The organism is Capnocytophaga sp. oral taxon 380 str. F0488, assembly GCF_000318255.2.
Classification (GTDB): Bacteria; Bacteroidota; Bacteroidia; order Flavobacteriales; family Flavobacteriaceae; genus Capnocytophaga; species Capnocytophaga ochracea.
This window is the reverse complement of sequence record NZ_KB291201.1, coordinates 1-13,831: the sequence shown is the minus strand read 5'-3', so window position 1 is coordinate 13,831 and position 13,831 is coordinate 1. Positions and strand designations below refer to the sequence as shown.

Here is a 13,831-nt window from a genome sequence, read left to right as displayed (position 1 = left end):
GAGCCGCACGGGCAGATAAACAAATGACGAACAATGAACGAAGAACAAATGGTGATAAAATAAAAGTAAGGTGAAGATATAATATATCAAGTTTTAACTTTACCAAAGTTTGAAATTTTCGCAAAGTGAGGACAAATATCTTGCAAAGTGTTATTCAATAAAGGTTTTTTCCTATCGATGTTGATAAAAAGAGGTTACTTAGTTTTTTTATTCCTGTAAAAATACTGTACCTTTGTCCGCTGAATACAAAACCTTACAGCAGTTACATTATTGAGTTATGTTTTTATTTTTTGATTTTAGCTTTCACCCTACCATAGAACTAGCTTTGCCTAATGCTTATTTAGCCGAAAAACAAAACGGATACGCCTCGTTTTACAAGAAAGCTACCACAGAAGTATTACATAGTTTGACTAACTTTGAACTATCAGAAAGTGAAAAAAAGGCTTTAAGTATCGTAAATAGTCTACAACCTAATATTCTACATCAAAAATACATCAAAAAAGGGAATAGTTTTGAGGAAATATACAAAAATGCCCAAATAAAAAAGCATATTCAGCAACAAATAGAAGAAAAAACAGCTGAATTACTTTCTATTATTGCAGAAAATAGTTTGTTTATCACTACTAACCACAATCACAAAGACGATATCAGTAAGAAAATACTACCCATAAGCACGAATATAATTGAACCTCTATTGGAATTTACAAAAATTGAAGGGGGTATTAGTTATCGGTTGTTGTTACAGAAAGACGATGAAAAATTATTGCCTTGTGAAAGCCATATCGAACTGCTGAACAACTCATACGCTTGGATTGTACTCAAAGGGCAAGTAGTGCGAGTAGCACATATTAAAGCTTCGCACCTTAAACCTTTTTTGAATAAAGAAAGTACCTTTATTCCCGAAAAAACTTTCCCTGAATACTTCGAGAAATTCCTTAAAAAAGTACTTAGAAATGCACAGGTAGAAGCAAAAGGCTTTAAAATTATTACTCAGAATGAATTAAAAGGTAGTGAATTGGATATTTTATACGATTTCTTTGCCAATCATTACAAAATATACATACACTTTGATTACAATGGTTATACTTTTGACAGTAATCAAGCGAAAAACAATCAGTCGAACTTAGAAATAAGCCCCAATAACGATATAAAAATATATAATTACCAACGAAATAAAGAAGAAGAAACAAGAAAGTATCGCCTTTTGGAACAGTTAGGTTTTGTGAACGACGGAGGTACTTTTTCAGTTGAAAGTAAAGACCCCTTTGCTTCGTATTTTCATCTGCTGCACTGCAAAAAAGATTTGGAAGAAGCAGGTTTGGGCTTTCATACTTTTAGCATAGAAGGTGGAAAACAGATCAGTGAACATCTGCCTGAGCTCATTTTTGCAGAAACAAGTACCGAAAACGATTGGTTTGACCTCAATATAAGAGTAAAACAAGGAGAAAATAGCTTTCATTTTAAAGATTTAATCAAGAATTTAAAAGAAAATAACCCTATTTACTTACTTCCTGATGGAAAAGCCTTCATTATTCCTCAAGAATGGTTTAGTAAGTTTGGTAGTATTGCCAAATATGCACAAATTAGGCAGGAGAAACTGCAAATTAGCAAGAGTAACTATGCACTCTTGGAAGCTGTACCCGAGATAAAACCTCAGAACTTAGTAGAAAAAGTGAGTTATACCCCCTCGCCTAACCTACAAGCTACCTTACGTCCGTATCAAATAGAGGGTGTGGAGTGGCTTTTACAACACTATTACAATGGTGTGGGGGCGTGCCTTGCTGATGATATGGGACTTGGGAAAACACTACAAACCATTGCCTTATTGGTGGCTATACACGATGCTTTACCCGAAAAAGCGATTGAAACTGCCGACCTTTTTTCAGGAATAGAAAAGAGTAAAGAGGCTCTAAAAGTATTGGTTATTCTGCCTTCATCGCTTATTTTTAATTGGTATGACGAGACTAAAAGGTTTGCCCCACATTTTAAATGCACACAATACGTGGGGACTGACCGAAAAGTAAAAGCCAAGCGCTTAGGCAATTACGATGTGGTTTTTACCAGTTATCCGATAGTAGAACGCGATGTGGAACTCTTCCAAAAGTACGAATTTAGGTATATCATTTTAGATGAAAGCCAGCGTATTAAAAACAAGAACTCAAAGACATTCAAAGCGATACATACCTTAAAAGCGACTCATCGCATTGCGCTGAGTGGGACACCTATTGAGAACTCACTCAGTGACTTATGGTCGCAGATGCAATTTATCAATCCGAATATACTGAAAAGTTATGCTTCGTTTTACAAGAACTATGAAGTGGAAATCAGCAAAAAGAAAAACACACAAGCCTTAGAGGAGTTAAAGACTATTATCAGTCCGTTTTTACTAAGGCGGACAAAGGAGCAAGTGCTTGACGATTTGCCAGAAATGGAAGAGCAAATTATCTACTGTCCTATGAGTGAAGCCCAACACAAATGGTATGAAACAGAAAAATCGAAAGTGCGTAACCAGCTTTTACAAATTAATGAGCCAATCTCTGAATTTAATACCTTAAATATGCTAATGAGGCTTAGAAAAATAAGCTTACACCCTAAATTAGTAGACAAAGAGAGTAAAATTGCATCAGGAAAGTACGAAGAAGTGATAAATTATATGGAGGAATTGCTACAATCATCTCGAAAAGCACTTATTTTTAGCAGTTTTGTGAGTCATTTAGCACTTTATGAAGAATGGTGTAACAAAAAAAGGATAAAATATGCTAAACTAACAGGCGAAACACCTTCGTTTGAGCGCAAGAACCAAGTAGAGATGTTTCAGAACAATCCTAGTATATCGTTCTTTTTCATTTCACTTAAAGCAGGTGAGGTAGGATTAAATCTCACGCAGGCATCTTATGTTTTGTTATTAGACCCGTGGTGGAATCCGTTTTCTGAAAAGCAAGCTATTGGGAGGGCTCACCGTATAGGGCAACAGAATAAAGTGAACGTAATACGCTTTGTGAGCAAGGATACCATTGAGGAGAAAATCATTAAATTACAGAAAAGTAAAACAGAACTTTCCGAAAACATTATCGATGAAAATCACATCATTAAGGAAGTAATGGAACAAATTGATAGCTTATTGGAATAATTTTTGTGCAATATTTTATTGTTAATTATCAATTATTTTTTACCTTTGCATCATTATGAAGATTAGATTATTTAAATTACCAAAGAACAAGCGCTTTAACTATACTCCTCGTTATTACGAAGGGAAGGAAGAAGGTAACCCTTTTGAGATGGGCTCACGCATTCGCAAAGACCGCGAAACTGTGACGAACCACTTCACGGAAGAATGGCGTTCTATCCGCAGTGAGAGTCGCAACCGAAAAAACGCAGGGGTAAACAAAACTTTTTGGATAGTGTTATTAGTATTAATATTGATAACTCTTTACTTCCTTGACTTTGATTTATCAATATTCAGAAGACATTAACAAAGTTACAAGAAAATATGAAAAAAACTATTGCAATTTGTGTACTCATAGCGGTGGCGATAGGATTAGGCTCTTTTTATTGGGTGAAACAGCAACGCGAATACAAAGAAGCAGAGTACAACTACCAAGTAATAAGAAAAGGGCTTTTAATACTCTCAGAGGAATATAATAAAGGCGCTGAGAAAGTGCAATACCTCAAAGAATATGAAGAAACTAAAAACAAAATCGTTAAGGAACATTAACAACATATTGTTATTATGAAAATAAAGAAAATATTAATGCTATCTGCTTTTTGGGTGACCATAGCTGTTAACGGACAAACAGCCTTTGAAAAGTTAGAAACCAACAAAGATATTAGCACTGTGGTAGTATCGCAGAAGATGTTTCAGATGCTATCAAAAATTGACAGTAAAGATGCGGAAGCCAAAGAGTTTATGGAAGTTGCTAATAAGCTCAAAGGAATGAAGATTTTCACGACTGAGAGTAAAACAGCTGCTGGGCTAATGAAAACAGAAGCACAACAGTACCTTAAAACAGCAGGGCTATCAGAATTAATGCGAGTAAAAGACAAAGCTCAAAATGTGAAATTCTACACCAAAGAAGGGAAAGATGCTACCCACGTATCGGAACTGCTAATGCTTGTAGAACCGACCGAGACTTCAAAACAAACTATAGTATTATCGCTCACAGGCGATATAGACCTTAATAAAATAAGCGTATTAACCAAAAATATGAACCTCCCACAAGAGGTTAAAGAAATAAAGTAGCAGGAAAATGGCAAGATATGAATTAATTTTCCCTTCATTAGGAGAAAGTGTAACAGAGGCTGTTGTTACCAACTGGTTGAAAAAAGTAGGCGATCCTGTAGAAGCCGAAGAAAGTATTGTGGAAGTATCCACAGATAAAGTAGATACTGAAGTACCTACTGATGTGTCGGGTATATTGGCTGAAATCAAGTTTCAAGTGAATGACGTTGTGAAAGTAGGTGAAGTAATAGCTGTTATTGAGACACAAGAAGAGATTAGCACTTCTGGAGAGACGCTTGATGTTGTACAACAATCGGTTGCAAGTTTAGAAAAGGACATTGCTAACATACAACAAAGTACCTCAGCTGAGCCACAAATAGACTTCAGCAAAACAGAGCGTTTCTATTCACCCTTGGTAAAGAATATCGCTAAGAAAGAAGGTATCAGTTTAAGTGAGTTAGACAACATCAAAGGAACAGGGTTAAATAACCGTGTAACCAAGAGTGATATTCTTGAGTATCTATCGCATAGGACACAAGTAAATGCAAAGCCTTCAGCTACTTTTGATACTACTCCTGCCGATAAGAGAGTTTATACCAAACACAGTGAAGAACGAATTGAGATGAGCCGTATGGGTAAACTCATTGCAGAGCATATGCTAAAAAGCAAACTTACTTCAGCACACGTACAAAGTTTTATTGAGGTAGATGTAACCCGTATATGGAAATGGCGCAATAAAGTAAAAAAAGCATTTGAAGAGCGCGAAGGTGAAAAATTCACTTTTACACCTATCTTTATGGAAGTTGTTGCCAAAGCACTTGTTGATTTTCCTATGATGAATGTCTCAGTAGAAGGAGATAGCATTATCAAGAAGAGAAATATTAATATAGGTATGGCTACTGCGCTATCAGACGGTAACCTAATTGTTCCCGTTATAAAAAACGCTGATGAACTCAGTTTAAGAGGTATGGCAAAAGTAGTAAATGACCTTGCTAATAGAGCTCGTGCTAATGCACTCAAGCCCGACGAAGTGAAAGATGGTACATATACAGTAACCAATATAGGTTCATTTGGCACTTTGTTTGGCACTCCTATTATTAATCAGCCACAAGTAGGTATCTTAGCAATAGGAGCTATCCAAAAAGTTCCTGCTGTAATTGAAACTCCAGAAGGAGACACAATAGGGATTCGTTATAAACTAATGCTTTCTCACAGTTATGACCATCGTGTTGTAAATGGAGCCTTAGGAGGAATGTTTGTACAGCGTGTAGCTAAATATCTTGAAGAGTGGAATATGAATAGAGTACTATAAAATAATTTCAATAATGTGATTATATAGAAAAACGGGAAGTTTTAATTAAACTTCCCGTTTTTATTAGAATATGGTTTTTCTCATAGATGAGTCCTATAAAACTAATCTACATTGTCGTGTAAATAAGAATTGTTTTTTCTTATTTGCATCTCTCCTGCGCTATCTTTCCCCATAGAGATACGTGATTGATTATTACTTCCAAACTTGTAGTTATAATCTTGCAAACGATTGGAACGAGAGCGTTTCATTACATCAGAGATTCTACTGTCAATAGGGTTCAAAGAAGACTCTATATCCTCTTCTTCTGCAAACATATCTAATTGACCTGAAGAAGGAGAAGTTTTGGACTTAGAATCCTCTTCTTTCTTATAAAGAATAAACTCGTTTGAGTTTTTATCTTCTGTAAAAGAGGTTGGCTTTGCTTCTATAAAAGTTCTTTCAAGCTCTGTATAGTCTTCTAAAGTATAACGAATTTCTCCCTCTTGATTTACAACAGGAGGATTCTTCCGGCGTTCTACTTGAGGAGCTTCTTTATGAATATCCTCACTCAATTGGTGAATAATTGGAGCTTCTTTTTGGGGCTCTTCGTGTTTTACTGATGTTGATTGCTGGGTTTGCACTTCAGCTTTTTTTTCAATAGTCTGAAAACTATTCTTTTTAGGAATAGACTTATCTACTATCACAAAGTCATCATTTACAGCAGTAACTATTTCACAATCTACCCAAATATTAAATAAATCTGATAGCGAAGACTCTTTCTTTATATCAGAGATTGAGGAAATAGGATAACTGCTATTTATAGCATTAACCACAGTTCCTTTAGGTTCTGTTAAATCACGAGTAGCTGTTTGGTTTTCCTCAAGAATATGGATTACTTTTTTGGTTTCAGCGTTCACTATTTCTTGTTGCTGGTCAGCATCAAAGCCTGTGGCAATAACTATCACAGAAATAGCTTCTCCTAATGATTCATCTTCACCTATCCCATAGATAAGGTCAGCCATATTATCACCTGCTTGCTCTTGAATAAAACTACTTATTTCAGTAACTTCACGCTGAGTAGCTTCTTTTTTACCATAAGTAATCAAAAGAAGAGCATTTTTAGCACCTGCTATCTTATTATCATTTAGTAAAGGAGAGTTTAAAGCAGCTGCTACGGCTTCATAAGCTCTATTATCACCTTCAGCTGAGGCTGAGCCCATAATAGCCGTACCCCCGTTTTCAAGTACGGTACGAGCATCGCGTAAGTCGATATTTACAAGGTAATGCTTACTGATTACCTCAGCCATACCTTTAGCTCCTTTTAATAATATCTCATTCGCCTTTCCATAACTCTCTTTAATACTCAAATCACCGTATATTTCGTTGATTTTATTATTATTGATAACAATAAGAGAATCTACACATTCACGTAGTTTCTTTATACCTGCTTGTGCTTGTCGACTGCGCTTTAAGCCTTCATAATTAAATGGAGTAGTTACAATAGCAACGGTAAGAATACCCATATCCTTAGCTTGCTTAGCTATTACGGGCACTGCTCCTGTTCCTGTTCCACCACCCATACCAGCTGTGATAAACACCATTTGGGTATTCCCTTCCAAAGTACGTTGGATATCCTCAATACTTTCAAGAGCCGCTTTTTCACCAATATCAGGATTGGCTCCTGCTCCTAATCCTTCAGTAAGGGTAACTCCTAATTGAATTTTATTAGGGATAGGGCTGTTTTCCAAAGCTTGTGCATCTGTATTACAGACTACATAATCTACCCCTTTTATACCTTCGTTGTGCATGAAATTCACGGCGTTGCACCCTCCGCCTCCTACGCCAATAACTTTGATATAGTTACTAATATTCTTTGGCAAATCAAATTGAATGTCCGAATTCATATCAAAAAAATCATAATTATTTGTTTCTACTTAATCTTCACTATCTAAGAAGTCCTTTAGTTTTTCATTTAATTTACTCCCCCAGCCTCTACTAGTTTTATGTATCTCTAATTCATCATCTTCATCTTTATCTTGAAAAACATTTATTTTTGGTGAATCTACTATTGTGATAGGTTGTTTTTCAAGTGATGAATCCTGCAAATCTGTTGATAAAGGCTCCACTACCGCTCCCTTTCCGTTCTCTATTGTTTCTTGAGCTTTTACTTCCTGGAAGCGTTTTTTAAATTGCTCTTCTGCTTCATTTTCAATAGCGCTCATTACAAGACCTATAGCCGTAGAGTAAATAGGCGAAGTAAGTTTAGGGTCAGAGTTACCTGCTAAGTGCTCATTAGGATAACCTATGCGGGCATCCATTCCCGTAATATATTCTACTAACTGAACAATATGCTTCAGTTGGCTTCCACCTCCTGTGAGTACTACTCCGGCAAACAGTTTCTTTTTAGTTTCTTCGTGACCGTAATTTTTAATCACGTTAAACACTAAATTGATAATCTCACTTACTCTTGCGTGAATAATTTTAGAAAGGTTTTTAAGTGTTATTTCTTTAGGTTCCTTCCCTTTAATACCAGGAATAGATACTATCTCATTATCTCGGTTCTCTCCTGGCCAAGCCGACCCAAATTCTACTTTCAGCATCTCGGCTTGACGGGTGAGTATTCCACAACCTTCTTTTATATCATCAGTAATAATATTACCTCCTAAAGGCACTACGGCTGTATGGCGGATAATACCATCTTTAAAGATAGCTACATCGGTGGTACCACCTCCTATATCCACTAACACCACTCCTGCATCTTTCTCCTCTTCACTTAATACAGCTTTAGCAGAAGCAATAGGTTCCAAAGTAAGACCTATGGGCTTTAGATGTGCCATTTCCACACAACGAGTAATCCCTTTGATAGCGCTTACTTGCCCGATAACTAAGTGAAAAGTAGCATCTAAACGCGTCCCCATCATACCGATAGGTTCTTTAATATCTCCCACATTATCTACTTTATAGTCCTGAGGGAGTGCGTGAATTATCTTTTGTCCTGGTGAAAGTGCTATAGAGAACACCTGTTCTTTCAAGCGTTCCAAATCGTCAAAGTCTATAAGTTGTTCAGGGTCTGTACGGGTAATATAATCGCTATGTGAACGACTTATGATATTTTGTCCTGCGATACCTGCTTCTACGTTCTCAATTTCTAAGCCTGTCTTTTCTTTGGCATCTTGAATAGCATCCATAATAGATTGAGTAGTTTTAGCAATGTTAGTTACTACCCCTTTATTGATGCCTTCACTTTTAGATTGCCCATAACCTAAAATCTGAATCTTCCCGTATTCGTTCTTTGCCCCTACCATAGTTACAATCTTGGTAGTCCCGATATCTAACCCTACGTAATACTTGTTATATTTCATTTTTCACTTAAACAACTATATCTAGATGTATAGCCGATAATTTTTTGTTTAATTCGTTATTAATTAGGTCGCTCTATTCGTGTCTTTACACTTCTTTAGACGTAGCAAAGATATAGAAAAAAAGAAACTTTACAGCATTTTTTTATTAATAAGTTATCAACATTTTTATAAACATCTGATAATCAATGTTAATAATTTGCTAAATTTCTGCTTTATTCCCCTCAATTTTAGTCTTTTTCTCTCTGTTTTTATCACTTTTGTGTAATCAATCGCTTACGTGCCCTCTCCAAATCTTCGGGGGTATCAATCCCTATGGTAGGAATATCGGTTAGCGCTAAACGTATTTTAAACCCATTTTCTAAATAACGAAGTTGTTCTAATTTTTCCGTTTCTTCTAATAAGGAAGGAGGTAACTCGGTGAACTGTTGTAACGCTTCTTTACGATAGGCGTAAATACCTATGTGTTTGTAATAAGATACCTTGGTGTTAGGGTCGCGAGGAAAAGGAATGACATTCCTCGAAAAATAGAGTGCCTCTCCAAATTTGTTCACTACTACTTTCACATTATTCGGGTTTGCAATATCATCTGGGTCGGTAATACGCTCCATTAGGCTTGCTACCGCTATGCTTTTAGTAAGGTCTTTAACAAAAATATCAATTACTTTTTGTAAGTTCTCTTTATCGGTAAAAGGCTCATCTCCTTGTACATTTACAATAATATCTACGTCTAAATCTCTTGAAGCTTCTGCCAAACGGTCACTGCCACTATTGTGTTCTTTTTTACTGCGAATTACTTTGCCTCCTACCTCTCGTATCGCCTTTTCTATACGGTCGTCATCAGTTACCACATACACTTCGTCAAACAAGCGGGTATCAGCTACACGTTCATAAGTATGTACAATTACAGGCTTGCCACAAAGGTCTTGCATCAGCTTTGCAGGAAAGCGGGTCGCCCCGTAGCGGGCAGGTATCATTGCTATGAGTTTCATCTCTAATTCAGTATAAACAATATTAATAACGTTAAGGGCATTAGCAAATCAGGAAGGATAATCCACACATTTCCTTTATTGAAATTGTGTTTTCGCTTCATCTCAGCAATGTGCAACAAGGCTGCTCCTATCAAGAATACACTAAACGGAATAGCGGTTGCCAACCAGAATCCGTCGCGAAACCAATGGCACAATATACCACAAATGCCTATCCCCAACGACACAAACCCCAATTCTTTTTGAAAACCATTAGATACCCATCCTATGGTTTTAGCTACTTTCTCACTGAGTACCGAGTGCCCTACAAAGTTAAACAACCCAAAAAAGCCTACTCCATAAACCAAATGAGTGTATAATGCGGTATATACAAAGCTTTCATCGAATGAAAAAGTATACAGCACAACAGCCAGCAACCAACAAATAAGATACGCAACAAGATATATCATAATATTGTAACTATACAAAAGAGACTATCTTTCTCTTGAGTTAGACAGTCCCTTTCTTTATATAATCATTTCTACTTCATTATTCTGCCACTTGGGGTTTCATCTGGAAATCCTCCATAAACTTAGTAGTGTAATTGCCTGCTAAGTAATCGGGGTCATCCATTAGTTGCAAGTGGAACGGAATCGTGGTTTTCACTCCTTCTACTACAAACTCGTCTAAGGCGCGTTTCATCTTGGCAATTGCTTCCTCACGGGTTTGCGCTGTAGTGATGAGTTTCGCAATCATCGAGTCGTAGTTAGGCGGAATTACATAACCACTGTACACGTGAGTATCGAGGCGCACTCCGTGACCTCCTGGGGCGTGCAAGGTGGTAATCTTACCTGGCGACGGACGGAAGTCGTTATAAGGGTCTTCCGCATTGATACGACACTCTATGGCGTGCAGTTTAGGTGTGTAGTTCTTACCTGAGATAGGCACTCCGGCAGCTACCAATATCTGTTCACGAATAAGGTCGTAGTCTATCACCTGTTCAGTGATAGGGTGCTCTACTTGTATACGAGTATTCATCTCCATAAAGTAGAAATTGCGGTCTTTGTCTACCAAGAACTCTACCGTTCCTGCCCCTTCATATTTAATAAACTCAGCAGCTTTCACTGCAGCTTCTCCCATACGCTTGCGAAGGTCGTCCGTCATAAAAGGCGACGGCGTTTCTTCGGTAAGTTTCTGGTGGCGACGCTGTATCGAGCAATCGCGTTCTGAAAGGTGACAAGCCTTGCCGTATTGGTCGCCTACGATTTGTATCTCAATGTGACGAGGGTCTACAATCAGCTTTTCCATATACATCGCATCGTTACCAAAGGCAGCTCCTGCTTCCTGCATCGCACTGTTGAGGGCTTTCTCGAGGTCTTCCTCTTTCCATACATCGCGCATACCGCGACCTCCCCCACCGGCAGTAGCTTTCAGCATCACAGGGTAGCCTATTTCAGCAGCTATCTTTTTAGCGTGCTCCAACGATTCTACGAGCCCGTCAGAACCTGGTACGGTAGGCACTCCTGCGGCTTTCATAGTCGCTTTAGCTGATGCCTTATCACCCATTTTTTCAATCATTTCAGGCGATGCGCCTATAAACTTAATGCCGTGTTCTGCACAAATCTTCGAGAATTTCGCATTTTCCGAAAGAAATCCGTAGCCTGGGTGTATGGCATCGGCATTGGTAATTTCGGCAGCGGCTATAATATTAGGTATTTTTAAGTATGAATCTTTGCTGGGTGGAGGACCTATACACACAGCTTCATCGGCAAAGCGCACGTGTAAGCTGTCAGCATCGGCAGTAGAATATACGGCTACCGATTTGATACCCATTTCGCGACACGTACGTATCACGCGTAAGGCAATTTCTCCACGGTTGGCTATCAATATTTTTTTAAACATAATTGTTTGGTTTATGAAGGATCCACTAAATACAATGGCTGGTCAAATTCTACAGGTGAAGAATCATCAACCAATATTTTAACTATCTTACCAGAAACTTCTGATTCTATTTCGTTGAAGAGTTTCATCGCCTCAATAATGCAAATCACACTACCTTTGGCTATGGTAGAACCTACTTCCACAAATAGCGGTTTGTCTGGACCAGGACGACGATAAAAAGTACCAATCATCGGCGATTTGATAGTAATGTATTTGCTATCGTCATCGGCAGGTGTTGCTGGTTTGCTGTCAGCAGGTTCAGCTGTAGGAAGTTGTTGTACAGGCACTTGCTGTTGCAAAGGCAATTGCGGTAGCTGTTGTGCTACGGGCAATTGTTGTACAAACACTTGCTCTTTGCCACTTTCATCAGGGTTCGTTTTAATGGTGATTTTTACATCTTCCATTTCCAATTTCACTTCGCTTGCCCCCGACTTGGCAACAAACTTAATTAAATTTTGAATGTCTCTTAAATCCATACGTGTATTGTATTTTTCTCAATGGTTGTTCCTTATTTGTGATAAAGGGCTCCGTCGTATGCCCATTTTAAGTAAATAGCTCCCCAAGTGAAACCTCCCCCAAAGGCTGCCAATACTATATTGTCTCCTTTTTTGAGTTGGTTTTCGTAGTCGTTAAGAGCTAAGATGATGGTTGCCGAAGTTGTATTACCGTACTTGTGAATGTTGAGCATCACTTTTTCAGCAGGTAATCCCATACGCTCGGCAGTAGCATCAATAATGCGTTTATTAGCTTGGTGAGGCGTAAGCCATTGCACTTCGTTTGAGGTCAAACCGTTGCGTTTAATAAGCTCCTCTGCTATGTCAGCCATTCCTGTAACCGCATATTTAAACACCGTTTTACCGTCTTGGAATACAAAATGGTCTTTGTTAGCCACTGTTTCAGCCGTAGTCGGACAGAGAGAACCTCCTGCTTTGATGTACAAATAGTTACGTCCTATACCATCACTTCTTAAGAGTTCGTCCTGTACACCTAAACCTTCGTAGTTAGGTTCAAAGAGTGCAGCCCCTCCCCCATCGCCGAAAATAATGCAAGTAGCTCTATCGGTATAGTCTATGATAGACGACATCTTATCTGCCCCCACCAAGAGTACTTTTTTATAACGCCCTGATTCTATGTATTTAGCAGCTACCGAAACCCCAAATAGGAAGCTCGAACACGCAGCTTGCAAATCGAATGAAAAAGCATTCACAGCACCTATTTGCGACGCTACATAAGGACCTGTAAGGGCTACAGGCATATCAGGGGTAGCCGTAGCCAAAATAACTAAGTCTATTTCTTTGGGGTCGAGACCTGTTTTGCGAATAAGGTCTTTAGCGGCTTCAATTCCTAAAAATGATGAACCTTTATTAGGGTCTTTAAGTATGCGTCTTTCTTTGATACCTGTACGGGTGTAAATCCACTCATCGTTAGTATCTACCATTTTTTCTAACATTTCATTGGTTAGAACATCTTCAGGTACATAGCCTCCGATAGCCGTAATGGCAGCGGTTATTTTCTCCATCGTAATTCTCTAAATTAATTTTTATATAACTCACATAGTGATTATTAACTCCAATAAGTAGTTTTTTCACAAAGCCCACTATGTAAATTTGGGGCAAAAGTACATAATATTTTTGATTTAGCACCAATATGCAAAGAGTTTTTTTACTGAATATCCTTTTAAAAGCTTATTTTTAATGATGCAAAATTTTTACAAATAAATAAAACCCTAATAAAATGAACTTTTAAACTATTATAAAACACCCTTTTTCCACCCTGCTACTCAATTTCATTTATTCATCATTCGTTTATGTATAAACTTTGCAGAAGTTTGAAACTCTATCAAAGTTGAAAACCTTCAATAACCATCTTTTTATCTTTACCTCAACTTCAACTTACCTTCGCTTTAGCAACGCTCTTCCTTCGTCTTTTTCTCATCTGCCCGTGCGAATCGCACCGTCTTTTATTCGTCTTTTCCTCATCTGCCCGTGCGGCTCGCACCGTCTTTTATTCGTCTTTCCCTCATCTGCCCGTGTGGCTCGCACCGTCTTTTGTT

The 13,831-nt window shown here is 37.9% G+C and carries 12 protein-coding genes; 5 read left to right on the top strand and 7 right to left on the bottom strand.

The window, feature by feature from the left end; genetic code table 11:
* Positions 1 to 277 precede the first annotated feature (277 nt).
* From HMPREF9078_RS05780 to HMPREF9078_RS05760, 5 genes are read left to right on the top strand one after another with little or no spacing between them, the layout of a single operon-like run.
* A complete protein-coding gene (locus HMPREF9078_RS05780; RefSeq protein WP_009419795.1) occupies positions 278 to 3,130 on the top strand; it encodes a DEAD/DEAH box helicase in 2,853 nt (950 codons plus the stop codon).
* A 55-nt stretch (positions 3,131 to 3,185) separates the two neighbouring features.
* The gene (locus tag HMPREF9078_RS05775) at positions 3,186 to 3,473 is read left to right on the top strand and encodes a hypothetical protein (RefSeq protein WP_002672706.1); all 288 of its coding nucleotides are present in this window, start codon (positions 3,186 to 3,188) and stop codon (positions 3,471 to 3,473) included.
* 17 nt (positions 3,474 to 3,490) lie between these two features.
* Positions 3,491 to 3,715: a hypothetical protein gene (locus HMPREF9078_RS05770; protein ID WP_009419794.1), complete on the top strand. Its 225-nt coding sequence runs from the start codon at positions 3,491 to 3,493 to the stop codon at positions 3,713 to 3,715.
* 15 nt (positions 3,716 to 3,730) lie between these two features.
* On the top strand, positions 3,731 to 4,240 hold the full coding sequence (locus HMPREF9078_RS05765; protein WP_002672710.1) for a DUF4252 domain-containing protein: 510 nt from the start codon (positions 3,731 to 3,733) through the stop codon (positions 4,238 to 4,240).
* 7 nt (positions 4,241 to 4,247) lie between these two features.
* Positions 4,248 to 5,531: a dihydrolipoamide acetyltransferase family protein gene (locus HMPREF9078_RS05760; RefSeq protein ID WP_009419793.1), complete on the top strand. Its 1,284-nt coding sequence runs from the start codon at positions 4,248 to 4,250 to the stop codon at positions 5,529 to 5,531.
* A 101-nt stretch (positions 5,532 to 5,632) separates the two neighbouring features.
* On the opposite strand, the gene ftsZ is transcribed toward HMPREF9078_RS05760, so the two are convergent.
* The 7 genes from ftsZ to HMPREF9078_RS05725 all read right to left on the bottom strand — a co-directional run bounded on the left by ftsZ (position 5,633) and on the right by HMPREF9078_RS05725 (position 13,297).
* The gene (ftsZ, locus tag HMPREF9078_RS05755) at positions 5,633 to 7,414 is read right to left on the bottom strand and encodes a cell division protein FtsZ (RefSeq protein WP_009419792.1); all 1,782 of its coding nucleotides are present in this window, start codon (positions 7,412 to 7,414) and stop codon (positions 5,633 to 5,635) included.
* A gap of 30 nt (positions 7,415 to 7,444) precedes the next feature.
* Entirely contained in the window at positions 7,445 to 8,872 is a 1,428-nt protein-coding gene (gene ftsA / locus HMPREF9078_RS05750; RefSeq protein ID WP_009419791.1) for a cell division protein FtsA, read from the bottom strand.
* 251 nt (positions 8,873 to 9,123) lie between these two features.
* On the bottom strand, positions 9,124 to 9,861 hold the full coding sequence (gene kdsB / locus HMPREF9078_RS05745; RefSeq protein WP_009419790.1) for a 3-deoxy-manno-octulosonate cytidylyltransferase: 738 nt from the start codon (positions 9,859 to 9,861) through the stop codon (positions 9,124 to 9,126).
* Between the two features lie 2 nt (positions 9,862 to 9,863).
* Complete coding sequence (locus HMPREF9078_RS05740) at positions 9,864 to 10,307, bottom strand: DUF6790 family protein (RefSeq protein WP_009419789.1); 444 nt, start codon at positions 10,305 to 10,307, stop codon at positions 9,864 to 9,866.
* A 79-nt stretch (positions 10,308 to 10,386) separates the two neighbouring features.
* Positions 10,387 to 11,739: an acetyl-CoA carboxylase biotin carboxylase subunit gene (gene accC, locus HMPREF9078_RS05735; protein WP_009419788.1), complete on the bottom strand. Its 1,353-nt coding sequence runs from the start codon at positions 11,737 to 11,739 to the stop codon at positions 10,387 to 10,389.
* A gap of 11 nt (positions 11,740 to 11,750) precedes the next feature.
* Entirely contained in the window at positions 11,751 to 12,254 is a 504-nt protein-coding gene (accB, locus tag HMPREF9078_RS05730; RefSeq protein WP_002672720.1) for an acetyl-CoA carboxylase biotin carboxyl carrier protein, read from the bottom strand.
* Between the two features lie 32 nt (positions 12,255 to 12,286).
* Positions 12,287 to 13,297, bottom strand: a complete 1,011-nt coding sequence (locus HMPREF9078_RS05725; RefSeq protein ID WP_002672722.1) for a beta-ketoacyl-ACP synthase III — start codon at positions 13,295 to 13,297, stop codon at positions 12,287 to 12,289.
* Positions 13,298 to 13,831 lie beyond the last annotated feature (534 nt).

What these genes read in the sequence shown, in the direction of transcription:
- HMPREF9078_RS05780 (WP_009419795.1), top strand. Translation starts at nt 278, where the DNA reads ATGTTTTTATTTTTTGATTTTAGCTTTCACCCTACCATAGAACTAGCT.
- HMPREF9078_RS05775 (WP_002672706.1), top strand. Translation starts at nt 3,186, where the DNA reads ATGAAGATTAGATTATTTAAATTACCAAAGAACAAGCGCTTTAACTAT.
- HMPREF9078_RS05770 (WP_009419794.1), top strand. Translation starts at nt 3,491, where the DNA reads ATGAAAAAAACTATTGCAATTTGTGTACTCATAGCGGTGGCGATAGGA.
- HMPREF9078_RS05765 (WP_002672710.1), top strand. Translation starts at nt 3,731, where the DNA reads ATGAAAATAAAGAAAATATTAATGCTATCTGCTTTTTGGGTGACCATA.
- HMPREF9078_RS05760 (WP_009419793.1), top strand. Translation starts at nt 4,248, where the DNA reads ATGGCAAGATATGAATTAATTTTCCCTTCATTAGGAGAAAGTGTAACA.
- ftsZ (WP_009419792.1), bottom strand. Translation starts at nt 7,414, where the DNA reads ATGAATTCGGACATTCAATTTGATTTGCCAAAGAATATTAGTAACTAT.
- ftsA (WP_009419791.1), bottom strand. Translation starts at nt 8,872, where the DNA reads ATGAAATATAACAAGTATTACGTAGGGTTAGATATCGGGACTACCAAG.
- kdsB (WP_009419790.1), bottom strand. Translation starts at nt 9,861, where the DNA reads ATGAAACTCATAGCAATGATACCTGCCCGCTACGGGGCGACCCGCTTT.
- HMPREF9078_RS05740 (WP_009419789.1), bottom strand. Translation starts at nt 10,307, where the DNA reads ATGATATATCTTGTTGCGTATCTTATTTGTTGGTTGCTGGCTGTTGTG.
- accC (WP_009419788.1), bottom strand. Translation starts at nt 11,739, where the DNA reads ATGTTTAAAAAAATATTGATAGCCAACCGTGGAGAAATTGCCTTACGC.
- accB (WP_002672720.1), bottom strand. Translation starts at nt 12,254, where the DNA reads ATGGATTTAAGAGACATTCAAAATTTAATTAAGTTTGTTGCCAAGTCG.
- HMPREF9078_RS05725 (WP_002672722.1), bottom strand. Translation starts at nt 13,297, where the DNA reads ATGGAGAAAATAACCGCTGCCATTACGGCTATCGGAGGCTATGTACCT.